General features: G+C 62.0%; 18 protein-coding genes, 2 tRNA genes and 2 pseudogenes. 11 read left to right on the forward strand and 11 right to left on the reverse strand.

Features of this window, described 5'->3' with window-relative positions; all coding sequences use genetic code 11:
* The 5 genes and pseudogenes from Y703_RS0100535 to Y703_RS0100555 all read right to left on the reverse strand — a co-directional run.
* Positions 1-1,135 (reverse strand): annotated as a pseudogene (locus tag Y703_RS0100535) (AAA family ATPase); the annotation flags it as partial.
* A gap of 566 nt (positions 1,136-1,701) precedes the next feature.
* Complete coding sequence (locus Y703_RS0100540; RefSeq protein ID WP_026551176.1) at positions 1,702-2,082, reverse strand: hypothetical protein; 381 nt, start codon at positions 2,080-2,082, stop codon at positions 1,702-1,704.
* Positions 2,079-2,348 (reverse strand): hypothetical protein, encoded by a 270-nt coding sequence (locus tag Y703_RS0100545; RefSeq protein ID WP_026551177.1) that lies wholly within the window; start codon positions 2,346-2,348, stop codon positions 2,079-2,081. Before Y703_RS0100545 ends, Y703_RS0100540 begins: the two co-directional genes overlap by 4 nt.
* On the reverse strand, positions 2,345-4,912 hold the full coding sequence (locus Y703_RS20595; RefSeq protein ID WP_051427165.1) for an AAA family ATPase: 2,568 nt from the start codon (positions 4,910-4,912) through the stop codon (positions 2,345-2,347). The genes Y703_RS0100545 and Y703_RS20595 overlap by 4 nt, the downstream gene beginning before the upstream one ends.
* A gap of 121 nt (positions 4,913-5,033) precedes the next feature.
* Positions 5,034-5,243 carry a helix-turn-helix transcriptional regulator gene (locus Y703_RS0100555; protein WP_026551178.1) on the reverse strand — a complete coding sequence of 70 codons (210 nt, stop codon included), beginning with the start codon at positions 5,241-5,243 and terminating at the stop codon, positions 5,034-5,036.
* A 104-nt stretch (positions 5,244-5,347) separates the two neighbouring features.
* On the opposite strand from Y703_RS0100555, the gene Y703_RS0100560 reads away from it, so the two are divergent.
* The 3 genes and pseudogenes from Y703_RS0100560 to Y703_RS0100565 all read left to right on the forward strand — a co-directional run bounded on the left by Y703_RS0100560 (position 5,348) and on the right by Y703_RS0100565 (position 7,070).
* The gene (locus Y703_RS0100560) at positions 5,348-5,980 is read left to right on the forward strand and encodes a helix-turn-helix domain-containing protein (RefSeq protein ID WP_155849343.1); all 633 of its coding nucleotides are present in this window, start codon (positions 5,348-5,350) and stop codon (positions 5,978-5,980) included.
* Positions 5,967-6,098, forward strand: a pseudogene (locus Y703_RS23285) (Arm DNA-binding domain-containing protein); the annotation flags it as partial. The gene Y703_RS0100560 and the pseudogene Y703_RS23285, both read left to right, overlap by 14 nt.
* Positions 6,099-6,344: 246 nt before the next feature.
* Positions 6,345-7,070, forward strand: a complete 726-nt coding sequence (locus Y703_RS0100565) for a tyrosine-type recombinase/integrase (protein ID WP_343212860.1) — start codon at positions 6,345-6,347, stop codon at positions 7,068-7,070.
* A 62-nt stretch (positions 7,071-7,132) separates the two neighbouring features.
* Here the strand turns inward: Y703_RS0100565 and Y703_RS0100570 are convergent.
* From Y703_RS0100570 to tadA, 3 genes are all read right to left on the reverse strand, one after another.
* Positions 7,133-7,220: transfer RNA gene (locus Y703_RS0100570), tRNA-Ser, on the reverse strand.
* Positions 7,221-7,263: 43 nt separating this feature from the next.
* Positions 7,264-7,749 carry a pyridoxamine 5'-phosphate oxidase family protein gene (locus Y703_RS0100575; RefSeq protein WP_026551181.1) on the reverse strand — a complete coding sequence of 162 codons (486 nt, stop codon included), beginning with the start codon at positions 7,747-7,749 and terminating at the stop codon, positions 7,264-7,266.
* Positions 7,750-7,850: 101 nt separating this feature from the next.
* Entirely contained in the window at positions 7,851-8,336 is a 486-nt protein-coding gene (tadA, locus tag Y703_RS0100580; protein ID WP_026551182.1) for a tRNA adenosine(34) deaminase TadA, read from the reverse strand.
* A 23-nt stretch (positions 8,337-8,359) separates the two neighbouring features.
* On the opposite strand from tadA, the gene upp reads away from it, so the two are divergent.
* The 5 genes from upp (at position 8,360) to Y703_RS0100605 (ending at position 16,398) form a co-directional block, all read left to right on the forward strand.
* Complete coding sequence (gene upp / locus Y703_RS0100585; protein ID WP_026551183.1) at positions 8,360-8,995, forward strand: uracil phosphoribosyltransferase; 636 nt, start codon at positions 8,360-8,362, stop codon at positions 8,993-8,995.
* Between the two features lie 361 nt (positions 8,996-9,356).
* Positions 9,357-10,196: a winged helix-turn-helix domain-containing protein gene (locus Y703_RS0100590; protein WP_026551184.1), complete on the forward strand. Its 840-nt coding sequence runs from the start codon at positions 9,357-9,359 to the stop codon at positions 10,194-10,196.
* A gap of 273 nt (positions 10,197-10,469) precedes the next feature.
* Positions 10,470-12,914 (forward strand): helix-turn-helix transcriptional regulator, encoded by a 2,445-nt coding sequence (locus tag Y703_RS0100595; RefSeq protein WP_026551185.1) that lies wholly within the window; start codon positions 10,470-10,472, stop codon positions 12,912-12,914.
* Between the two features lie 29 nt (positions 12,915-12,943).
* Entirely contained in the window at positions 12,944-15,526 is a 2,583-nt protein-coding gene (locus Y703_RS0100600) for a helix-turn-helix transcriptional regulator (RefSeq protein ID WP_155849344.1), read from the forward strand.
* A 347-nt stretch (positions 15,527-15,873) separates the two neighbouring features.
* Positions 15,874-16,398, forward strand: a complete 525-nt coding sequence (locus tag Y703_RS0100605) for a SixA phosphatase family protein (RefSeq protein ID WP_026551187.1) — start codon at positions 15,874-15,876, stop codon at positions 16,396-16,398.
* Here Y703_RS0100605 and Y703_RS0100610 read toward each other — a convergent pair.
* Both Y703_RS0100610 and Y703_RS0100615 read right to left on the reverse strand, forming a co-directional pair.
* The gene (locus Y703_RS0100610; RefSeq protein ID WP_026551188.1) at positions 16,395-17,810 is read right to left on the reverse strand and encodes a dihydrolipoyl dehydrogenase family protein; all 1,416 of its coding nucleotides are present in this window, start codon (positions 17,808-17,810) and stop codon (positions 16,395-16,397) included. The two genes, Y703_RS0100605 and Y703_RS0100610, sit on opposite strands and share 4 nt — an antisense overlap.
* A gap of 110 nt (positions 17,811-17,920) precedes the next feature.
* A tRNA-Arg gene (locus tag Y703_RS0100615) sits at positions 17,921-17,993 on the reverse strand.
* Positions 17,994-18,324: 331 nt separating this feature from the next.
* On the opposite strand from Y703_RS0100615, the gene Y703_RS0100620 reads away from it, so the two are divergent.
* The 3 genes from Y703_RS0100620 to Y703_RS0100630 are packed head-to-tail and all read left to right on the forward strand — an operon-like array spanning position 18,325 to position 21,586.
* Positions 18,325-20,217: a phosphoenolpyruvate carboxykinase (GTP) gene (locus Y703_RS0100620; RefSeq protein WP_253907884.1), complete on the forward strand. Its 1,893-nt coding sequence runs from the start codon at positions 18,325-18,327 to the stop codon at positions 20,215-20,217.
* A gap of 56 nt (positions 20,218-20,273) precedes the next feature.
* The gene (locus tag Y703_RS0100625; protein ID WP_026551190.1) at positions 20,274-20,801 is read left to right on the forward strand and encodes a PadR family transcriptional regulator; all 528 of its coding nucleotides are present in this window, start codon (positions 20,274-20,276) and stop codon (positions 20,799-20,801) included.
* Positions 20,798-21,586, forward strand: coding sequence for an alpha/beta fold hydrolase (locus Y703_RS0100630; protein ID WP_026551191.1), 789 nt, complete (start codon positions 20,798-20,800; stop codon positions 21,584-21,586). The genes Y703_RS0100625 and Y703_RS0100630 overlap by 4 nt, the downstream gene beginning before the upstream one ends.
* Positions 21,587-21,592: 6 nt before the next feature.
* Here the strand turns inward: Y703_RS0100630 and Y703_RS0100635 are convergent, their stop codons facing one another.
* Positions 21,593-22,999 (reverse strand): phosphomannomutase/phosphoglucomutase, encoded by a 1,407-nt coding sequence (locus tag Y703_RS0100635; protein ID WP_026551192.1) that lies wholly within the window; start codon positions 22,997-22,999, stop codon positions 21,593-21,595.
* Positions 23,000-23,002: the final 3 nt, after the last annotated feature.

Below are 23,002 nucleotides of genomic sequence, written 5' to 3' on the forward strand. Positions count from 1 at the left end.
CGGCCATAGGGTCTGACAGTTCCAGACAGTCGGTGATGTAACTGCGAGTGTTCTTGTCTAAGGAAACGTAATTCCAGGGCCTGATCCAAAACAAGCCCATGGTTAGATTAGCGCTGACGTTGGACACATCTTGCGCGGCGTCATAGGACAGAATGAAGTCGTCGCGAGACGTGTCTTCGTCGTTGCCGGCAAATTTGAGTGCTTTCTCAAAGACATCCCAAAGTGTGTCTATATCCGCCGGTTTACGGCTGTCCTTAGATCTATAAAACCGGGAGTTTTGAGCGTTAAGGATTGGGATCGCTTCGAAAGTCGTCGGAGGTTGGGCCTGCACGCCGAGAGCTGCGGCGAGACTGCTTGCAATTAGCGTTCTATTCTCGTTTGTCACGCGCCGGTTGAAGGAGCCCATTACAGTGAAAGGGCAAATATCGGTGGCTGTTAAGTCGACTTTGTTCAGTCGATCGCTGAGTAGATACCCCAGAAGAGGTACCGTCGTGGCAACGCCCTCAATCAACCTCAACAGATCAGGCCGGCGGTTCTTGAACTGGAGTAGTTGAGTCGCGAACTCAGTATAGAAATGCGTCCATGGGAGGTGCATGTGCGAGGCTACATTATTTGTGGCACCATATCTTGATTTCCAAAAAGGATCTCCGCGAAATGCGTCCAGATCCTGATCCTCCTCATGAAACGTGAACCGTATTAGGGCGCGACCCATCCAGTTAGAAGGATCGACTTTCCAGAGCGTTGAACGATTGGTATGGAAGTACCATTCGCGAACCTTCAACGGTGCGGGGTCCCAGGCAACATCGACGCGTTTGCCGTCCTGGTGATTGCCGAGAATTGTGCCGGTGGCGCGTATCGCCATAACGGACACAAAATTTCCACCACTGTCGAAGGGTAGTTCGTTCTTGCGAGTGTAAGCGGACTTCACTGCAATCTTATCTCCGGCCCGCATCGAGCGCACCTGCTCAAGCAGCTGATCGTCGAAACCGTTTTCCCAGATGCCTTCTTGAATGAAACGATCGAGCTGGTCTGGAGGAAACCTATCCCCGAAATAAGCCCCGGCAAACCAATACGACGGTTCGCTTCCGATCGATAGCTCGTCTATACCCTGATCCAACAAATCAACCTCAATCATATGTTGTGAGACCCTCACACCCTATGGCACGGCAATAGTTCGTTCTGCACGTGGCAAGTCGTGCCCATTGGGTCCGAGTTGCGACGACTAGTTAACTGGTGTGCGGAGATCAGGCTGATGTCCTGTCCGTCACCGTTCAGATACTTGACGGCATTATGCCAGCACAGTCCGTGCCGAAGGGGGGTCTACATTCTGAGACTCTGCACCCGCAGCTACCGAGGCGGGGAGGCGCCGCCGATAGACAGCGATCGAGACGCCCCCTACCCTGCCAGGGCGCGCTGTGCGGAGCGTGGTGCCGGTCAGGCGGCTAGGGAGCGCCGGCGGTCGGCTTTGCGCCGTGCCGCTGTCTCACCGCTCCACTCCGTCTCGTTCGCCGGCGGCTCGTGGGCAGCTCCTGCACGCGCTGAGCACCACACGAGCGACACAGCCAGGCAGTCCGCCCTTGGGAGTTGTCACTCGTCGACTCGCTGTCGTTCTCCCACAGGGCATCACTGCTCCGCTGCGGGCTTGGAGGAGCGCCCTGAATTCGGGCGGCGTCGTCGCGTCGCCTCTCGTGGTCTGTTCACTCACAATTGTTCGCTCCTATCCGGTGGTATCAGCTCGCCCATCAAACCGGCGACGGCTTCCCGACCGAGCGCGTCCTGCCGCGCATCCCTCGCTCGCCTTTGGTCGTGGGCGTGGATGCGTTCGGCGGCGATGGTGGCCGCTGGGTCAGCGAGGACCCGCCAGGCACGGCCGATGCGCTCGTGGTCGGGCAGGAGCTCGAGGATGGTGTCTTGGACGGTGGGGGTGTCTGCCAGGGCGCATCGGGCCGGCGGGACCGGTGGGGGTCTGTGTGGGGTGGGCGGCTGCTCGGGGATGGGTGGAAAGTCCAGGGCGGCGAGCTTGGCTTCGAGGCGGGGGCCGGATGTCTTGGTGGCCCGCTCGGCCCGTGTAGAGCGTGTCATGGGGTGAGGGCCGCCGCCCGGATTGCGTCGGCGACCGCTTGAGTGGCATCGGCCTGGGCGAGCGTGGCATGGACCTGGGCCTGCTGGCCGAGCGCCAACGCTTTGAGGAGGGATTGCTTGAAGGCGTGGTTTTCGTACTCATCCACGGCGCTGTGGCTCATATCGAGGAATACGGCGGCTGCTTCTACCTGGCTGCCGTACGCGCGGACGTGTTCCCGGTACATCGATGGCTCCTGTGTCGCGGCGGGGGTGTGGTTGCTGATCATGATGTTTTCTCCTTGCTGGTTGGTTGAGTTCGTACTTTCTCGGCACAGGTGTAGCAGGCATCGGGCTTCGGTCTGGCGTGGAGACGGCAGCGCTCGGCGCCGTTTTGCAGGTTATGGGCGGTCGGGAGTGACAGTGGGTTCAGCTCGTCCCTGACAGGTACTGACTGGACCAACTGGGCCGACTGGACCCCAGTTGGTTCAGTCAGTTCAGTTAGTTCTTCTCCCCAGGGTTTTGGGACTGGCTGTGACCTAACTGCCGCTTTATCCGGCAATGACCACTTGCTTGTCCTTGGGAAACCGCTGGAACGTGAAACGACGCGGAGTTTGGTCCTCGCCCGTTTCAGGGTGGATTCGGAGTGCCCGGCTTTCCTCGCCCGATCTTTCACAATTGCGGATTCGACTTCGGGGCCTTCCATTGTGAGGAAGTCCTCGAGCCAGTCCGCGGCGTCTTGTATGGCGGTTTTGTCGTCGTCGCTTCCGTTTCTTGCGGCGCGGCCCATGGCTTCGCTGATCGTTCCGTTGTGTTCCTCACCCCATTTGATGTAACCGGTCCAGGCGTCGCCGTGGTCGGTGGGGACGGGGAATGACTCGACGGTGAACGCGAGCGTGGGTAGGTTCGTCCGACCGAGATTGTTTTTCGGTGTTCCGAACAGTTTTCTGTTTTCTGTTTCGTCGTCGGGGTCCGGGATGACCGTGTGGACGGAACGAGCGACGGCGGAGAAGGCGGTTGATCCCATGACGGACTGTAGGGGGTCGCCGGATCCTGATTTGTTGTGGTGAATGAGGCCGAGTACGGCCATGTTGGAGCGGCTTGCAACGGATACGAGAGGTTCGAGAGCTTGCCGCACTTCGCTGTCTCGGTGCGTGTCCAGGTCTCCGAGCCGGGATATGAGTGGGTCTAGGAGTAGCAGGGCGGCGTCTGATTCGGACGCTGCTCTCCCGACTGCGTGGTTGTCGCGCGGCAGGGATAGGCCCACGTGGATGTGGTCTGCGTGTACTTCTATCCGGTAAACGCGCTCAAGGTCGGCGCCTGAGGCGATCAACCGGGGAACGATGGTGTGTTCCCAGGAGTCTTCGGTGGCGCAGACGAGCACGGATTTCGGGGTGCCGGCGAACTGGCCGGGCAGGTCACCGCGGGTTATGCGGGCGGCAAGCCAGTAGGCGAGGGTGGATTTACCCAAGCCTTGCCGGCCGGCTAGGAGGCCGAGTGTTCCTAGCGCCAGGCGTCCTTCCCAGAGCCAGAAAACAGGCAGGGGTTTGATTTCCGCGGCGGGAGTGAGAATGACTTCGCGATGCGTGCCGGGTGCGTCTGGTTTCACCGCTCCTGCCGGAGTTGAGGCGGCGTGCCTTGCCGCGTCCGTCAGGGGCTTCGGCGGACCTGGTGCCTGCGCCCCGTAAGTTGCGAATGGTGTTGAGGCCTGGGCGTGGAGCGCGGGCATGGGTACTGGCTCGCGTCGGTAGGCTTGCGCGTCGAATTTCTCCCTGACCTGTCGGGCCGTCCACAACTGATCGGTGGGAGCGGCAGCGTCAAAGTCCCGGCACGCGTCGGCGAGGGTGTACCCGTTCCAGTTTGCTCTGGCGAACCTCGCTAGCTTGTTCGCAGCGTCGGCTTGCAGCTTCTCCCACCCGCGTCCCTGCGCGTCTGTGTGCCCTATCAGCCAAGACTTGGATGCCCGGAGCTCGTCGATGATCGCCCGAACTGCGGCGCTAACGTAGCTGTCAAGGGCGGCCCGCCGCTCTGGTGTCATCGCCTCGTACGCTGCGACGTCGATATGAGCGGCGACGGTGCCCGCCGAGAGCGCTGGCGCCCCTGGTTGCGGCGCGAACAAGCCTAGGACGTCTACGATACCGGTGATGGTGAGGGGTTGCCCTGCGTCGAGTACCGCCGTTGCAGGTACCGGCTCCATTCCGGGTTTGGTGTTGACGGTTCCGGGGGCGCGTAGGAGGCGCGGCAGGTCGAAAACGTTGTCGGCTTTGCCGCCGTGGTCCTCGACGACCTGCTTCACGAGGCGGCCCCAGCCTTTGAGGGAGTCCGTGGCCACGGTGCGGGCCGATTCGGTTGTGAGATCCGCTGCGGGATCGGTCGGGTCAATCAACCAGAGGGGCTGCAGCCCGTGCCCGCTTGACACAATGACCGCCGGCCGGGTGGCCAGCATGCCCGAGAGGACCTTGATGACCGCGTACGCTACATCGAAGCCGGGAAGTCCGTTCTGCTTAATATTGGTCGCGACATCAAGATCGGCCCATAGAGAGGTCCAACGGGTTGCGTCCGCGGCACTCCTGCTCCCGGAGGGGCGCATGGCGTTCACCGAATACCAGACGTTGGTCCCAACCGGGAGGGCTTCGACGAACGCGGGCGCAGCGGCTGCAGTCATAGTTTGTTGCCGGAAGTTACCTTCTGGGGCACTCCAGGCGATGGTGACGTGCTCCGTGCCATCATGCCCGAGTGCTTGTAGGAGGTCGGTGAACGTGGCTTCCCCGCGATCAATGGCGTTGTCCTGCCGGCTCCTACCTTCGAGATGGCTTCCTGGATCGAGTATGACGCCGGGCGCTATAGCGGTCATGTTTTTGTTCCTGTGTGAACCTGCCCCGACCCGGCAATGGCGCGGTAGGCTCTGTGCGTCTTTTGTGCCGCGAGACGCTTTCCCATACGGGTGAGGGCCTCCGGCGTATAGGGGGGCAGGTTCATCGGGCGGCGCTGCTGGAGGGCTCGCCGGTGCGCTGAGTTGTGTTGGCATTTAGCCAGGCGATTAAGTCGGATTCTCGGTAGCGGACGGCGCGTCCAAGTTTGACGAATCTGGGGCCGTACCCGAGATAACGCCACTGGGCGAGCGACGCAGGCGTCTTGTCTAAAATCTGACCCAGATCAGCAGGAGTGAGCAGTTTATCTTCCATGATTACCTTTCAAGTGATCAGGTAGCCGAATTTGCGGCTACCTGAATAAAACACTGTGGTTCAATGGGTGTCAAGTAGACGTAATTTCGGTTAGTCTGTGTCTTGTGAAGAAGCCCATTAGTCTGCCCGCCGTGATAGGCCAGAACGCCCGAAGAATCAGGACCAATCACGGCGTAACCTTGGATGCGCTCGCTTCCGAAGCGCGACGTTTCGGACTGAAGTGGTCGACCTCGCGCGTCGTCGACCTCGAACGAGGCAAGCTGAATCCGACCCTTCCAATGCTGATCGTGCTCAGCATGGCGCTCGCCCGTGCGACCTCCACCGAAGTTCGCCTGTCCGACCTGCTGGCCCATGACGGGCCGGTGACTGTTACCGATAAGCTCACCACTCTCGGTTCAGAACTACAGGACTCGGTGAAGGGCGATTCCATGCCATTCTGGAGCGAGACGTCAGAAGCCGTAGCTAAGGCGGTCGCTAATACATTGGCTGAGTATCCGGAAGCAACGATCGGTCATCAGCTCAACGTTGAAAAGTACTCTCTAGGCGATGAGCGGGCCGCACGGACGCTAGGACTCAACAAGCACGAAATGATCTCCCGTGCCCTCGCGCTTTGGGGTCACAACCTTTCCATCGAGCGCGACAAGCGGGCCGGCGCAGACGCCAGCCCACAGCGTCGCGGGCAGATCACGCGCACTCTTATCAACGAGCTACGGGCGGGCGCCAATGGCAACGATTGAACCCTATTCCACCAAAACTGGACGCCGTTACCGGGCGATTTACCGGACGCCGGAGCGAAAACAAACATCGAAGCGGGGCTTTCGCACGAAGCGTGACGCCCAACTTTTCCTAGCATCCGTGGAAGTGTCGAAAGCCCGAGGCGAGTTCATCGACCCGGGTGCGGCGCGGGCAACTGTTGGTGGCTTAGGCCCGGATTGGTTGAAGCGGCAATCGCATCTCAAACCGTCGGCCTATAGGCCGGTAGATTCGGCGTGGAGGGTCCATGTACACCCCAAATGGGGTGGGGTGCAGGTCTCGGAGATACGCAGGACAGCGGTACAAACCTGGGTGTCTGAACTCGGAGCGACGCGAGGTGCGACAACCGTGATCCGCGCATATGGGGTGCTCGCGTCGATCCTTGATGAAGCTGTGGCGGATAGGCGCATTCTCACCAACCCTGCGCGGGGCGTGAACCTGCCGCGCAAGGTAAAGAAACAGCACGTATACCTTTCCCATGAGCAGATTCACCGCCTGGCCGAGGAATCAAAGTATCCGACGCTCGTCCTCGTTCTTGCCTACTGCGGCATTAGATGGGGCGAAGCTGCGGCTCTGCGGGTGAAGGATCTGGACATGCTTAAACGGCGGCTGCGAGTTGAGGAGAACGCCGTCCAGGTGGGCTCTCGCATCGAGGTTGGCACACCCAAGAACCATAAGCGCCGTACCGTCCCGTTCCCCCGGTTCCTCGCTGAACCGCTGGCCCGCCAGTGCGAAGGCAAGGAACGGGACGCGCTCGTCTTCTCGGGCGCGGACGGGGGGTATTTGCGTTCCGCCCGGGTGCACGACGATAACCAATCATGGTTCGCAGGTGCGGTGAAGCGAGCCGACGTACCGAGGGTGACGCCGCACGACTTGCGCCACTCCGCAGCGAGCTTCGCTGTTAGTGCCGGGGCAAACGTCAAAGCGGTCCAGCGAATGCTTGGGCATAGCTCAGCCGCGATGACCTTGGACGTCTACGCCGAACTGTTCGAGGACGACCTGGATGCCGTTGCCGACGCTCTCGATAGGGCCGTTTCGTACTCAGTTGTTGCCAAAATGTTGCCACCGGCCTGATTTCGGGTAAAGCAAAGGCCCCTGCACCCTTGCCCTATGGGCGATGCAGGGGCCTTCCCATCTGGCGGTGACGGTGGGATTTGAACCCACGTTGGCTTTCACCAAACAACATTTCGAGTGTTGCACCTTCGGCCGCTCGGACACGTCACCAACGCAGTTACTTTACCGGCTGGCGGGCCCAAGGCCCAAAACGCTAGAGATCGACGACGTCGTTCTTCCCGGGATCGGCCCGTTCGCCTGTGACGAGGCCCTTGGCAATCTTGAACGCCGAAACAATCTTCGGGGAGTCCAGCGTCCAGTACTCGGCGGTGTCGGCGTCGACCTTGATCAGCGCGACCGATGGATCGTCCTTGCCGTTCTCGAACCAGGGCTCCACCGAGGGGCTCCACAACTCGTTGATCTTCGCCTGGTCCTTTGTCAGGGAAGCGGTGCCAGCGATGGAGACGTAGCCTTTGCCACTGCTGATCGACACGTTCACCTGAGGATTGGCGCGAATCTCGTCGGCTTTTGGGGAGGGATCATCGGTGAAAAACCACAGATCACCGTCGAACTCGGCCTTCTGCACCGCCAACGGGCGGCTGACCAGTTGGCCCTCAGCGTTGATCGTGGTGAGGATAGCTATGTCAGCATCCTTCAAAACCTTGTTCAGTTCCTTCATGCCGTCCTGCTGCGAGTTCATCAACTACTCCTTAAAACTATGCGGCTCTACCGGATTTAGTCAGCCTACGCATTACCTGCTGTGAGCGAAACCGAGTCAGCGTCGAGCGAAACTGGTTCGGCTCAGCTGCGCTGTCGTTGTGCCGCAAAGAATTCCCTCAGCAAGTCAGCGCTCTCGCCCTCCCTCACCCCGGGAATCACCTCGGTCCAGTGATTGAGGCGCCGTTCCCGCAGGACGTCAAAGACTGATCCCGCCGCCCCCGCCTTGGCGTCCCAGGCACCGAACACCACCCGCGGTATCCGGGCTAACACGGCGGCCCCCGCGCACATTGCGCACGGCTCCAGGGTCACAACCAGGGTGCAGCCCTCTAGTCGCCAACTGCCCGCCACTGTGGCGGCCCGGCGCAGCGCCAGCACCTCAGCGTGGGCGGTTGGGTCGCCGGTTGCCTCGCGTTCGTTCCAGCCGGTCCCCAGTACCGTTCCATCAGGACCGACGACGACGGCGCCGATCGGCACATCAGCCGTCTCCAGAGCACAGTGAGCTGCCTCGAGGGCAAGGCCCATCCACTGGGAATGGAGCGGGTCGGTTCCGAGGGGGTTTGGCGGCATGCCCCCAATGATACTTTTGAGTTATGCGCGTACTGCTTGTAGATCATCCCCTTGTGGCCCACAAACTCACAGTCCTCAGGGACAAGGACACGGCTTCACCGGTGTTCCGGCAGCTGACGGAGGAACTGGTGACGCTCCTCGCCTATGAGGCGACTCGCGGCGTGCGGGTGCAACCCGTCGAGATCGAAACCCCAGTAACCACCACCATTGGGACGGGGCTGGTGAAGCCCACACCCCTCGTTGTCCCGATTCTTCGTGCCGGCCTGGGCATGCTGGAAGGCATGACCCGGTTGGTTCCCACTGCTGAGGTGGGATTCCTGGGGATGGCCCGCAACGAGGAAACCCTCGAGGCCATCACGTACGCGGAGCGGCTGCCCGATGATTTGACGGGCCGGCAGGTGTTTGTCCTCGATCCGATGCTCGCCACCGGTGGGACCCTGCGCGAAGCTATCAAGTTCCTGTTCAAGCGCGGCGCCGCCGATGTCACCTGTATTTGCCTGCTCGCCGCCCCCGAAGGCCTCGCCACGCTGCAGGCCGAGCTCGAGGACGCCAACGTGACCATCGTCCTGGCCTCCATCGACGAGAAGCTCAACGAAAACGCCTACATTGTGCCGGGCCTCGGAGATGCAGGCGATCGCCTGTACGGAGTGGTCGGCTAGCTTCCCCGCCGCGGACTGCACCCGGGACCTGACCCAGGATCGGCCCCGGCCCAGGGTTTCGTAACCCGGAGATTTGCGGCCCCTGAGCTGTGGCTAAACATTGTTACTTGCGCGTAAAGGAATGTGACGTGCAATAATTTGTAATGTGTTTACCCACTCATCGGCATCTCCAGCTTCAGCAGGCACAGCAGGCAAACAGCCTGAACGTGGTATGCGCTGGTGTCGAATGCACGCGTAACGGCTTACCCACACCCGTTACGCACCCCTAGCCCAACGGCGGGCTCCACTGAAGCCATCTCGACCGGGCATACCCCCGCATTCGCGCCGTGATGACGGCCATCCACGTAGAGGCAAACGTTCTATGTCAGTAGCATCTGGATACGTCCACATTTCCCTTCGTAACGCACAGAGCCGCGCCAGTCTTCAAGGCCGCTCCCACCAGCCGAGTCAGTCCTTCGTGCCCTATGGTGAGGTGCCGGCACAGGACCAACCGGCATCCCGGTACCGTCCCCTACAAGCGGTGGATGGTGCTGCGGACAGCGCCCACCCCGACACAGCACCCACACCGGTGGTTACACCCAACGGGGTGCCAGGCCCGCAACCTGTCACGGGAGACACCACCGCGCGGGGATTTGTGCTCTACGTTGCCCTGGACGAGGAAACTGCCGCGGGTAGCGGCACCACGCTCACCAACCTCGCCCAGGACGTGAGGGCGTATGTGCGCACGCTCGTTCCCCAGGCCCAGAGCCATGCAGCCGTTGCGCTGGCTCCGGCCGACTCCGTCGGGAGCGATATCGACGTCGTCCGGCAGGCCCTGGGTGATCCGACAGTTGCCCGTCGGGCACCGTCTCAGCTGGCGCAGCCCGCCGCGCCGCGGCCCACGGGCGTCTTGATTGATCTGTCTCGCCGGGAGGTTCACCTCGACGGCGATACCCTGAACCTCACCTTCAAAGAATTCGAACTCCTCAACTACCTGGTCGAAAATGCGACCCGGACTGTCGGTCGGGAAGAGCTTCTCAGCGGGCTGTGGCGCAATGCCGAAGAGGTGCCCAATGAACGCACAATCGACGTACACATTCGTCGGCTGCGGTCCAAACTGGGTCGTCTGGCGAACACAGTGAGGACGGTCAGGGGGCAGGGCTACCGGTTCTACGAGCACCCCGAAGTGATTGTTTGGGCCGCCCCCGAGTACTCAATCTAGGACGCAGTTGGGGTCGAAGCGACGAACCAGCCGCACTGGCCCAGCCGGGGTTTCCAACCCCAATAGCAGGTGCTACCATGTGGCAATCTCCTCATCGGGGTGACTGTTGGGAGTCAGTCATTTCTCAGGGCGAGATGAGCCGGGTAACCAGTGGCTGCAGAAGCGGAAGATTTCACGATTCCCTGCGCCCTGGCGGGTGTTGGGGTTGGTGTGTAACGAGGCGGTAGTAGTTGCCAGTTTCCCATTCGAACATTTGCCACATTGGGGACACGTATGACTGGTGACAGAACCCGCGGCCAGTTGATGACCCAACTGGAAGTCTCGCTTCGGCGTGGCGTGTCAGTGGTTGTCGAGGGCCAATTCGGGTCAGGGAAGACTGAATCTCTGAGAATTGCGGCACGCGCTCTCGAATCCGACCGCAATATTGTCCGCCTGAGGGGCACGCCCCGGGGGAGTGAGACGGCCTACCTGGCGCTGGGCGATCTGGTTCGGCTGCACCCCGGCACGGTTCCCCACCCAGCGGTGGTATTTGCCCAGTTATCTGCCCAGCTCCGCGAACTGGCTGCTGAGCGCCCGGTGATACTGCTGATCGACAATTTCGACTTCCTGGACCCGCAGAGCAGGGCGCTGTGCACCATGGTGCTGGGAATGACTTCGGTCACCCTGCTGGTGTCCTGCAACCGGGTTGACCATAGCCCCGAGGTGAGGGCAGCGGTGAACAGCGGCGCCATGGAAGCTATCACCCTCTCGGCCCTGTCAATCGACGAGGGTAAGAACGTGATCGAACGCTTCCTGGGGGGGAAGGTCTCAACTTCGGTTGCCAACTCCCTTCATGCGCACTCCAGGGGCAACCCGCGAATCCTGACAATGCTCGCCGCGCACGCCCAGGAGAACGGCAATATAGCCAGGGAAGACGGCATCTGGCAGACCACTGCCCATTATGCTGAGCCCTTCACCAGTGGCTCGCTGCACAGCGGCCTGGCGGTCCTGCAGTCAAGACTTAATGCTCACGAACGCGCTGCACTGGAAGTACTCGCGGCCGCCGGGTCCGTGCATATCGATGTGTTGGCACGTCATTGCGATATTCGGGCCCTCGAGCGTCTGCAGCGGGAGGGCATGATTGAGGCCCGGGACGGCGGAAATACCTACTGGCTGCACAGCAAAGGGTTGGCGCACATCCTGCGCCAGACCCTCGGCAACTCCAGAGCCCACCAGATTTGGACGACGATTGTCGAGCCTGGGATGTCGCAGCGCGGGGTACGACCGCCCGGCGCCAACATTGTCTGGGCACTGCAGCGCGGAATCGACGTCAACGACGCAGCGCTTCTGGCGGCCGCCGACGACGCGATGCGCGCTTATTCGCCACGTATCGCTCTCGACCTCGTTTCGGCAGTGAAGTGGCGAACCTGGTTGTCGGTGCGCGTCCAGTCCGAGGCCCACTGGTTTTTGGGTCAGCCTGAGCAAGGTGAGCGCGTGCTCACCGGCCAGAACGACGCGCCTGAGATGTCGATGGCGCCACCGGCTGATGAGGCAGCCCTCAGCCAACTGGTGCAGTCGGTCTTTGCGGCCCGGACCTCGACGCCGGAACAGGCGGCGGGGGACCGCATGGCTGAGCTCCTGGTCCTGCGTCGGACTGGCAATTACCAGCGGTTGCTGGAGCTGTACCGATCCACCGACCTCCCGGACGGCCATGACTCCCGCTACCTGGTCACCATGCTCGCTGCTGAAGCCTACGCGGTCTGCGGCGATTCAGCCCGCGCCCGCCTCCTGACCATCGACAGTGGTCTGGGCTACCGCAGCGTGCGGTCAGCTATGGTTCGAGAAATCGGAGAAGCTGCCTATTGCCGTGTCCTGTTCCTCAACGGTGAATGGGGCGAACTCAACGACCTGATCACCCAGAATGTCCTGCGGCGGCCGGGCTGCCTGCTGTTCGGTGAGCAGTCCACATTCTTGCTCCCCCAGCTTATTTCCCGGCAGCCACGACAGGCACCCGCCGTCGGCGAGCATGGCGAAGTGAACTCCACCGACACGTTCGGCTGGTTCGTTACCCGGTGTGCTGACCTGTTCACCCAGCAGGACACGATCAATCATGCGGTCGCCGAGTTCAAAGAGCTGGCGGGCGATCGGCGGCTTAGCGGGCTTCGCGGCCTCCAGCTCTTCGCGCTCGGATCTGTGGTGCTTTTGGAGCGGGAAGGCGACATTGATCCAGCATCGATGGACAGCTTCAATGAACTGGACCTCAAACGCCTCGAACGGTGTGCGAGGTCAACAACCGGACCACTCGCTCGACAATATGGCCTGCTTGCCGATGGCCTGTTGACCCGGGATCCGACGACGCTCGTCAGAGCGGCGCAAGCGGCCGCCAGGGCCGGAAATAGTGGATTGTCGGGCGTCGCAGCCACCCTGGCATCGCGGGCTGCGGGAAGAGTGAAACTCCCTGAGGTGCAGCGAGCGGCTCAGGCGTTAGTGCCCGGATCGGACGCGCGCCCTGCGATGCCAGCTGACACCGAGATCCTTACCCGGAGGGAACGCCAAGTGGTTGATCTTGCCATGTCCCGCAGCAAGAACTCCGAAATTGCAGCGGTGCTGGGTATCTCGCCGCGCACTGCCGAACGCCACCTGCAGAATGCCTACCGGAAGCTCGGCGTCTCTACCCGGGAGCAACTACGGCAGGCACTGCAGCCACCGGACGATGCTGTTGAATTGGGTGGTGCGTGAGACGTTCGGCCCCCGCTGACAATCCCAGGTTGAGCACCCTGGATGGAGTGCTTCAGGCGGCGGGACGGGAACTGGTGACTTCCCAATCCGGAGGCCTACTCCTTACCACCTCGTCGGTCTTCGGTGGCGACTTCCTGCTCTCGCGTATCGTGGCCTCCGCTGATCCTTTCCACACGGTTGGCGTGCAGGGAACCCTTTCCTTTTCGGGAGTCCCCTATGCCCCGTTGGCCCCGCTACTTCAGGATTCACCGGACATTGACTTCGAATCGGAGCTGGAGGTTCTCTCAGCGGTACGCGAGAGAATCGAACGGCTGACCAACGGCAAAAGCTGTGTTGTGGTGGTGCGTAATCCCGAGCACCTCGATACGGCGAGCATTGCTGTGCTGACCAGGCTCGCGGAATCCGCTCACATCGGCTTACTCATCCGCAGCGGCCCCCGTAGCCTGATCCCTCTTGAACTGGAAATCGCGCTGGCCGATGGCTTCATCGAGGAGGTCCAGATCCCGGTGCTGACCGCCGCCGACATCACAGAGTACTTTGCAGACATCCTGGGTGGGACCCTTCCGACCCTGTCGAGCACTCTGATACGAGACGTTATTGGAGGCAGCCCGGTCCTACTGGAAATGGTGACACGGGATGGGCAGATTAAGGACCTGTTGCAGCTTCGCGACGGCGTCTGGATTCTGCCGCGCGAGCTGACCCTGACCGACCGGATGGCCGAACAGATTTTCCGGCTGATAGCTGCCTATGGGCCGCAGGAGACCGATGTCCTGCTCACCGTTGCGCTGGCCCATCAGATACCGCTGGAGGTGGTAGTCAACCTGTGGGGGGTGGAACCAGTCAACTCTCTCCTTCTGGAAGGCGCGCTGTCACAGCAGGAGGACGCCGGGCAGATCTGGTTGCGGGCCGCACCACCCATTCTGGGCGCCGCGATCAGGCAGCGGGTTGAGCCCTTTCGGTCGCGCCGGCTGTGGGAGAGTGTCCACCATTATCTGGGTGATCTCACCAATACGCCGGGCATCATCCACCGGGTGATGTGGAAGCTCTCAGTGGGTGTAACAGTCGACGACGGCGACGTCCTCACCTCCGCCGTAATGGCCAACCGCCTTGACCTGCCGGACACGGCCGCACTCCTCTTGCGGTTGCTGCCATCGGATACTTCGGCAGATCCGACCGGTGTCGCTGCAGCCGCCGAAGTTCAACGGGCACGTGCTGAGTTCTACGATGGGCGGACCGATCTCGCCCTGTCTCGCCTCCGAAATCTTGTCCTGAGCGATCCGGGGCCCGAGGTCATGACCTCGGTGGTGAACCTGACATTTCAGATCAACCTGGCTACCGGGATGGGCACCTCGGCCCTCGCCCAGGCCATCCGGCGTCGTACTGCGGTTAGCCCCGCAGGGACGTCCGCTGAGAACACAGTGGTCTGGTGGCTCGCCCGGGACCTGCAGCAGCTCGCCGCCGGTATCATTCCCGAGGTGCCGGTCGTCGAAAGTAACGGGTTGCCGGCCGACCCCAGAGTGGCTCTGTTTTGGCACCTTGTAGCGGGGGAGCTGCACTGCCGGCGGGGTGATCTTTCAGCCTCGACCCGGGAACTGGGGCTTGCCCTCGACCTCGTCCTTGATCATGAGCCGCTGCGGAACTACGGCGGGCACGTCCTGACGCGGCTGATGTTCCTCATGGCGGGGGGTGGCTTCTGGGAGGAGCTGACCGCGCTCCAAGCCAAGGTCACCGATGGCAGGGCTCCGTGGATAAAGCGGCTCATCGGGTTTTGGGATGTGGTGGACGGACTAACAGCGCTTCGGCGGGGCAGGCCCGAGAGCGCTCTTGCTCACTTCCGGACGGCCATTGTGGTGCTCAGAGAACGTGATATCAAGCAGTTCAGGCCTCTGGCCGTTTCCCTCGCTGCCTATACATCCTGGCTCATCGGGGACCCGAGTCTGCAGGGATATGTGGGGGAGTATCGCCGGCTCACCCACTGGGGGCCGTCGGAACGCAGGATGCTCGCGGAAGCCTATCTCGGAGTGGTTGGCGATCCGTCCGCTGACCCTTCAGCGCGTCAGGCGAACGCTATGACCCCTGAGGCCGCGAGTCCGCAGGTCCGGGCGGAGCTGAGTGTGTTGCTGGTGCAGGGCGGAAGCGGGAGCGCCGTCGACGTCGGCATCGGCATCACCGCAGAGCTCTCCGATCCGCGGGCGCGAAGTCTTCACACGGTGCTGACCGCGCTCGCCGATGGGAACGCCTCCAGACTTGTCGAAGCTGCCGAATTTTGTCTTGAGCAGGGCCAGGAGTTGCTGGTTCCCGTCTGTCTGGGGGGCCTACTGACGCCATCAGCAGGATCGAACAGCCCGGGGGTCCGCAGTGCATCGAAGCTGCTCTCGCAGCTCGATCCTGAACTTCAACGAGTGCACCCGCAACTGGCAGCACTGCGCCAGGCTACCCGTCTGACTCCGCGCGAAGCGACCATCGCCGCGGACGTCGCCGCAGGCAAGACAACAAAGCAGATCGCCAGGGAACATGGCGTATCGATAAGGACAGTGGATGGGCACGTCGAGAGCATCCTCACCAAGCGGGGATTGTCCTCGCGCAAGGACATCGGGAAGGCTCCCCGGTAGGTCAGCATTTCAACCGACTGCAAAACTACGTACCGATCCGCAAAAGACGGGTAGTACCTGCGTAGTGATAATCCTGGGTGCGCGGCCTATGTTGATTGCAGGGAAGAAATTCTCAGGTCGGTGCAGTCACCAGCACTGAAGCATAGAGCCGGAGGCGGGGGTGGGACTCCCCAACGAACCTCCTCGCCTCCGTCTCAGCCAGTGTGTGGGGATCATCGACCGAAGCGGTACACCGACCGCTGACCCACAGATCGGAGCGGTTTCCCGGGGCGAGAGCCGGGAAGCCGCTCTTTCTGTTGGTTGGCTGCATAGAGGTACTGCCGAGGAAACCCCATAGACTTCAGGCCATGGCAAACCATCACCTCAAACGGCTCATGCTGCTGCGGCACGCCAAATCGGACTGGCCCCGCAACGTTGAGGACTTTGAGCGTCCGCTGAGTTCCCGCGGCCACCGGGACGCGCCGTTGCCCGGCCTGTGGATGGTGGAGCACGGCGCAGTTCCTGATCTCATTCTCTGCTCGTCGGCGCTACGGACCCGCCAGACGTGCACCTGGATCTGCAAGGAGCTCGGAGATAAGGCGCCCACCCCGAAACTTGAGGAGCGCCTGTACTCGGCCTCCGCATCGTCGATCCTGACGTTGATCAACCACGTTCCGGAAACGGTCACCAGTCTCCTGGTGATCACTCACATGCCCGGGGTTCAGGAACTCGCTATGCGCCTGGCCTCCGTAGACTCCAACGAGGACGCGGTGATGGAGATGGCAACCCACTATCCGACGTCGGGCCTGTCAGTGTTGCAGCACGATCAGGGCTGGGCGGAGCTGGACGGTCGGGACGCCGTGATGACCGACTTCGTGGTCCAGCGGGCCTAGAGACCATACTTTTCGAGGAGCCGCAGCCAGACTTCGCTGATCGTCGGGTAGGCGGGCACCGCGTGCCACAGCCTCTCCAGCGGGACCTCTCCAGCTATGGCGATGGTCGCGGCGTGCAGGAGCTCGGCTACATCAGGGCCAGCGAAGGTTGCGCCGATCAGCACCTTCCGGTCCTCGTCAACCACCATCTGCGCCCACCCTTGATAGCCATCTGAGTGCAGGGCAGACCCAGCCACAGCAATGTCCAGTGACGTTTCACTGACGATGATGCCAGCCTCCTGGGCCTGTTTCACTGTCCTGCCGGCCATGGCGATCTCTGGATCGGTGAAGACCACCTGCGGGACGGCATACTCATTGGCTGAAGCTGCGTAGGCACTCCAGTCCTCGACCGTTTCACCGAGGGTTCCCGCTGCCCGTGCCGCGATCGCCGAGCCAGTCATCCGGGCCTCGTATTTGCCCTGGTGGGTCAGCAGGACCTTGCCCGCCGCATCGCCGACGGCGTAGAGCCAGTCGGCGCCCCGGACCCGCCCGGACGCATCAATGACTAGCTTCTTCGGGTCAAGATCAAGATCCTCCAGGCCTAGGTTGGCCAGGGCGGGACGCCTCCCAGTGGAAACCAGCAGCTTCTCTGCTGTCACAGCGCGGCCCCCCGCCAGCGAAATGGTCACCGTGCCGTCGGCCGCCTGCCGGACCGACTCGGTGGCCGTGTCGGTCAGCACCTCGACGCCGTCGCCCTCCAGTCCGTTCTGCACTAGCTGAGCGGCCGGCTGCGGAAAATTGGACAGGAGTCCGCTCCGGGCGATGATGGTGACCTTCGCGCCGAGCCGCGAGAAGGCCTGTGCCAGCTCAGCGCCCGCAACACCGCCACCGAGGACAGCCAACGATTGGGGTATCTGGGGCGCCGAGGTCGCTTCGCGGGTGCCCCAGAAGTCGACAGCATCCAGGCCATTGACTGGCGGGATGGTGGGGGTGGAGCCGGTAGCCAGAACAACCGCGACCCGGGCACTCATGGCGGTTACGACGTCGTCGTGCGTCACCTCAACTGCGCGCTCACCCGTGAGCCGTGCGGTACCGCGTACCAGGGTGATGCCGCTGTCCTTCACCCACTCGGCCTGCGAGGAATCGTCCCAGTTGGAAGTGAATTGGTTGCGGCGGTTCAATACCTGCTGCGCGTCGAGGGTACCCGTGACCGCTTCCCTCGACCCCGCAACTGTCGACGCTGCCTTCAGGGCGGTGCCTGGGCGGAGTAGTGCTTTGGAAGGCATGCAGGCCCAGTAGGAGCATTCGCCGCCCACCAGCTCGGCCTCGATGAGGGCGGCCGACAGCCCTGCCTTCACCACGCGGTCCGCCACATTTTCGCCGACAGCGCCAGCGCCAATCACAATTACGTCGAAGTCCTCGGAGTCGCTCATGCCTTGAGTTTTTCATTGCTGGAGCAACTGGGCAACCTTTTGCGCGACGGGAAAGAGAAAATGCCCTCCGCCTGGTGGCGAAGGGCATTTACCGGCTGTGCTGGGCACTGTGCGCGCGAAGGGACTCGAACCCCCAACCTCCTGATCCGTAGTCAGGTGCTCTATCCATTGAGCTACGCACGCAAACTGGTCAATTTCACGGCACAGGTCTACGATATTCACCGCGACTCGCACTGTTATTGGCCTTGGATTACTTTACAACCATTGCCGACCTACGCCTAATTAGTCGTGGCGGGGGCCCCTGGGCTAGTGGAATTACGGTCAGGAAAGAGGATCACTACTAGACCGGTCTAGGTGACCTTAATCACATTGGCGACTATTGACAGTGCTCGCCCTCCGTGGATTCTAGGGAAATACCAGTGGTCAACGCCCCGTAGCCACTCCTGCGGTGCCAGCCCCAGAGTGACATGGCCCATAGCATCGTTACACCATCCACCCAACGAAGGGACATGTTATGGGCGATCCCGTACGCCAACTGGTTGATCACAAGAATCCTGACGCAACCGATCAGAGCGACACGCCCGTAGTGCGAGTCAGTGGGCTGGAGGTTCCAGCTCCGACCACCCACTCAGGACTACTCGCGTGGGTCCAGGAAGTTGCCGACATGGTTCAGCCTGAGCGGGTGTATTGGGTCGACGGCTCCGAGTCGGAGAACAAGGCCCTGACTGACGAGCTCGTGGACGCGGGAACCCTGACGCGACTTAATCCCGAGACGTTCCCCAACTCGTTTGCGGCGTTCTCCGACCCGGCGGATGTTGCCCGCGTTGAGGAGCAGACATTCATCTGCTCACGAAACGAGCGCGACGCCGGGTTCACCAATAACTGGATGGACCCCGATCAGATGAAGGAGAAGCTGCGGGGCCTCTTCACTGGTTCGATGCGTGGACGCACCATGTACGTGATCCCATTTGTGATGGGTCACCTTGACGCGGCCAACCCCAAATTTGGTGTGGAAATCACCGACAGCCCGTATGTGGTCAGTTCGATGCGCATCATGGCCACCATCGGTACCGAGGTGCTGGAGCGGATCACCGAGCTCAACGCTGAGTTCGTCCCGGCGCTGCACTCCCTGGGTGCGCCCCTCGCCGAGGGTGAGGCGGATGTGTCATGGCCCTGCAACGCGGAGAAATGGATTGTCCACTTCCCCGAGGAGCGCTCCATCTGGTCCTTTGGGTCCGGTTACGGCGGCAACGCCCTGCTCGGCAAGAAGTGCTACGCACTGCGCATAGCATCTGTCATGGCCCGCGACGAAGGCTGGTTGGCAGAGCACATGCTCATCCTCAAGCTAACCTCCCCGCAGGACAAGGCCTACTACGTGTCGGCGGCGTTCCCCTCGGCCTGCGGCAAGACCAACCTCGCACTGCTCGACCCGACCATCGAGGGATGGAAGGTGGAGACGCTCGGCGACGACATCACCTGGATGCGCGTCGGTGCTGAAGGTGAGCTGCGGGCCATTAACCCGGAGGCCGGGCTGTTCGGCGTCGCGCCCGGTACCGGCTGGCTCACCAACCCGAACGCGATGCGCGCGATCGCCAAGGGCAATTCCATCTTCACCAACGTCGCACTGACTGACGACGGCGGCGTGTGGTGGGAAGGGATGACTGCCGACGTGCCTGAGCACCTGACCGATTGGCAGGGGAAGGAGTGGACGCCGTCATCGGACACGACCGCGGCTCACCCGAACGCACGGTTCTGCACGCCGATTGACCAAATCGACATGCTTGCCGACGAGTTCAACAACCCTGACGGTGTCGAGATCTCGGCCATCCTGTTCGGCGGACGTCGGAAGACCACGGTTCCGCTGGTCACCCAGTCACGCGACTGGACCAACGGTATTTTCATGGGCTCCACCCTCTCCTCGGAGACTACTGCGGCAGCAGCCGGCGAGGTGGGCCGGGTGCGCCGCGATCCGATGGCCATGCTTCCGTTCATCGGGTACGATGCCGGTGACTACCTGCGCCACTGGATCACCCTCAGCGGTAAGGCAGACCAGGAGCGCCTGCCGAAGATTTTCCTGGTGAACTGGTTTCGCAGGACAGCAGATGGTGGGTTCGCCTGGCCTGGCTTCGGAGAGAACTCCCGGGTGATGAAGTGGGTCATCGAACGGATTGAAGGCACTGCGGACGCCGTCGAGACCCCGATTGGCTTTGTGCCCACTGGGGATTCCCTGGATCTGACTGGACTCGACATGACTCCTGAAGCGGTGGATGCCGCCGTCCGGGTGGATCCCGAGGAATGGACAGCCGAGCTGCAGGGGATCCAGGAGTGGTACTCACGGTTCGGGGAGTCTCTCCCGACCGAGCTTGACGATCAGTTGAAGGGTCTTAGGGAGCGGTTCGGCGTCTGATGAGTAGACCATACGTCTAGTGGACAAGTCTACTAGACGTATGGTCTACTATTGGGATGATCCTGTCCAACGTGATCCTGGGAATGCTAGCAGTGGCGCCGATGACTGGCTACGACCTCAAAAAGCGGTTTGATACGACAGTTGCCCACTTTTGGTCGGCCGATAAAGCGCAGATTTACCGAACCTTGGCCCGGTTGGTGGCGGATGACCTCGCGGTCGTAATGACAGTGCGTCAAGATGGCCTGCCGGATCGGCAGGAGCACCACATCACCGATACGGGAAGGACGGCCCTCGCCGAATGGCTGCTGTCGGCGCCTGATCCCTACCGGGAACGGGATCCCTTCCTTGCGAGGGTCTTCTTCTCTGGAACGCTTGAGCCCGACGACATCCTCGCTCTGCTGTGGGCGCGCCGCCTGGCGGCGCAGTCGATGCTTGACGAGCTCGTAAGCCAGTTGGGTCCGTCGGTCACCCCCGTCTCCAAGAATCGAGAAGAGTACATGAGGTCTGCCACGCTACGGAACGGCATCAGCCACGTGCGCGCCGAACTGGAGTGGCTCGAAGCGGTCGAAGAGGGCCTCCAATGAGCGCTCTCCAGTTCCCGGTGCTGCACCCTGCGCACGGCACCTCGCGCGGGTGCGTCGTCTTCCTTCACGGCGGAAACGTGGCTAACTGGATGTGGCAGCGCCAGGTCGAGGATCTCACCGACTATCAGGTCATCACGCCTGATTTTCCTGGCTTCGGTGCCCGGACCGCAGAGAGTTGGATCGGCCTGGATCATGCAGCGGACGAGGTTGCCGAGTTGATCAGAACTGAGGCTGAGGGCCCAGTGCACCTGGTGGGACTCTCCCTGGGAGCGGTGGTGGCCCTGCGACTGCTGGCCAGAAATCCTCTGCCGGTAACCAGCGCGATAGTTAGCGGAGCTGCAGTCCTCGGCATCAGCGGCGTGACCGGCGCCGTCGCCGGACTTCAGCTCCGGTGCTGGGACCAGCCGTGGTTCTGGCACCTTCAAGCCAGGGCGTTCAGACTCCCAGCGGACAGCTACCACCTGTATGTGGAGCACGGCCTCAGCATCGACAGCTCGAATGCCCGTCGCATGCTGGCCGAAGTCTACGCCGGTGGACTGCCGACCGGTCTGGCCGGCTACAGTGGACGGCTGCTGGCGCTAGCGGGAAGCAGGGAACCTCGCGCAGTGATTGGCTCCCTGACCGCGATCGCCGATGCCGCGCCCGAGGGTGTCGCCGCCACCGTTCCCGGTATGCACCACGTGTGGAATGTCGAAGATACGCAGTTGTTCAACGAGGTGGTACGCCAGTGGATCAATGGATCGATGCACGCAAGGCTCACCGCGGTGGCGGGATCGGAGAAGTAGTGTCATCTATTGCCGAACCTGCGCCAGCACCTCCTCGGTCAAAGTGCTCAGAATCTGCGGGTTAACGGCCTCAGCGTTCAGGCGCAGATAGGGCTCGGTGTTCGAGGCGCGAAGGTTGAACCACCAGGACCCATCGTCAGCGGTAAACGTGAGGCCATCGAGCTCATCGACGGTGACGCCGTCGTTGCCGAACTCCTCGCGGACCCGGGCCACAGCTGAGGGGACGTCGTCCAACCGTGAGTTGATCTCGCCGGAGGAAAAGTAGGGCTCGTACTCACGGCCCAGGTCGGATAGGGGCTCGGGCTGTTCGCCGAGCGCGGCAAGGACATGCATGGCGGCCAGCATGCCGGTGTCAGCGTTCCAAAAGTCGCGGAAGTAGTAGTGGGCCGAATGTTCTCCACCGAAGACAGCGCCCTCCTCAGCCATGACCGCCTTGATGAACGAGTGTCCAACCCGGGTCCGGACGGGCCGCCCGCCGAGCTGTTTCACCAACTCGGGAACTGCGCGTGAGGTGATCAGGTTGTGGATGATGACTGGTGCGCTCTCACCCGCTGTCTGGGCCCGCGCTATCTCACGGCGCGCAACCATGGCAGTGACTGCGCTGGGCGAGAGGGGGTTGCCCAGCTCATCAATCACGAAGCAGCGGTCAGCGTCGCCGTCGAACGCTATCCCGATATCGGCCTGATTACTGACCACAGCCGCCTGCAGGTCTTTGAGGTTCTCCGGCTCCAACGGGTTGGCCGGGTGGTTTGGGAACGAGCCGTCGAGCTCGAAGTACAGCTGAATGATATTCAGGGGGAGCTTGGAGAGCAGCGTGTCGCCCAGGACCGCGGGGGTGGTGAGCCCGCCCATCCCGTTCCCGGCGTCGACCACCACCTTCAAAGGTCGTGATCCGGACAGGTCTACGAGGGAGCGCAGATACTCCGCGTACCCGCCCAGGACATCACGGACACCGATGGTGCCGGTCCGCTCCGCCACCGGAATCGACCCGGTGTTCAGGTACTGCTCGGCAAGAGCCTGGATTTCCACCAGCCCGGTCTCCGAGGACACGGGCACCGCACCGGGGCGGCACATTTTCATTCCGTTGTACTCAGCCGGGTTGTGGCTGGCGGTAAAGGTAACCCCCGCAGCGTCCAGGGTGCCACTGGCGTAGTACAGCTCGTCAGTTGAGATGAGATCCAGGAGGACGACGTCGGCACCACGACGGGTGGCTCCGTGGGCGAACGCGGTGCTGAACTCCGGCGAGGAGGGGCGCATGTCGCCGCCTACCAGTACAGTCGTCCCAGCGAGATCGAGCACGTCAACGAAAGCAGCGCCCACTGCTTCGACAATCTCGGTGGTGATGCTTTCGCCCACGATGCCGCGGACGTCATAGGCCTTGAAGGACGCTGAAAGGTCAAAGGATTTAGTCACGGG

It is taken from the genome of Arthrobacter sp. H20, from assembly GCF_000520515.1.
Classification (GTDB): Bacteria; Actinomycetota; Actinomycetes; order Actinomycetales; family Micrococcaceae; genus Arthrobacter_D.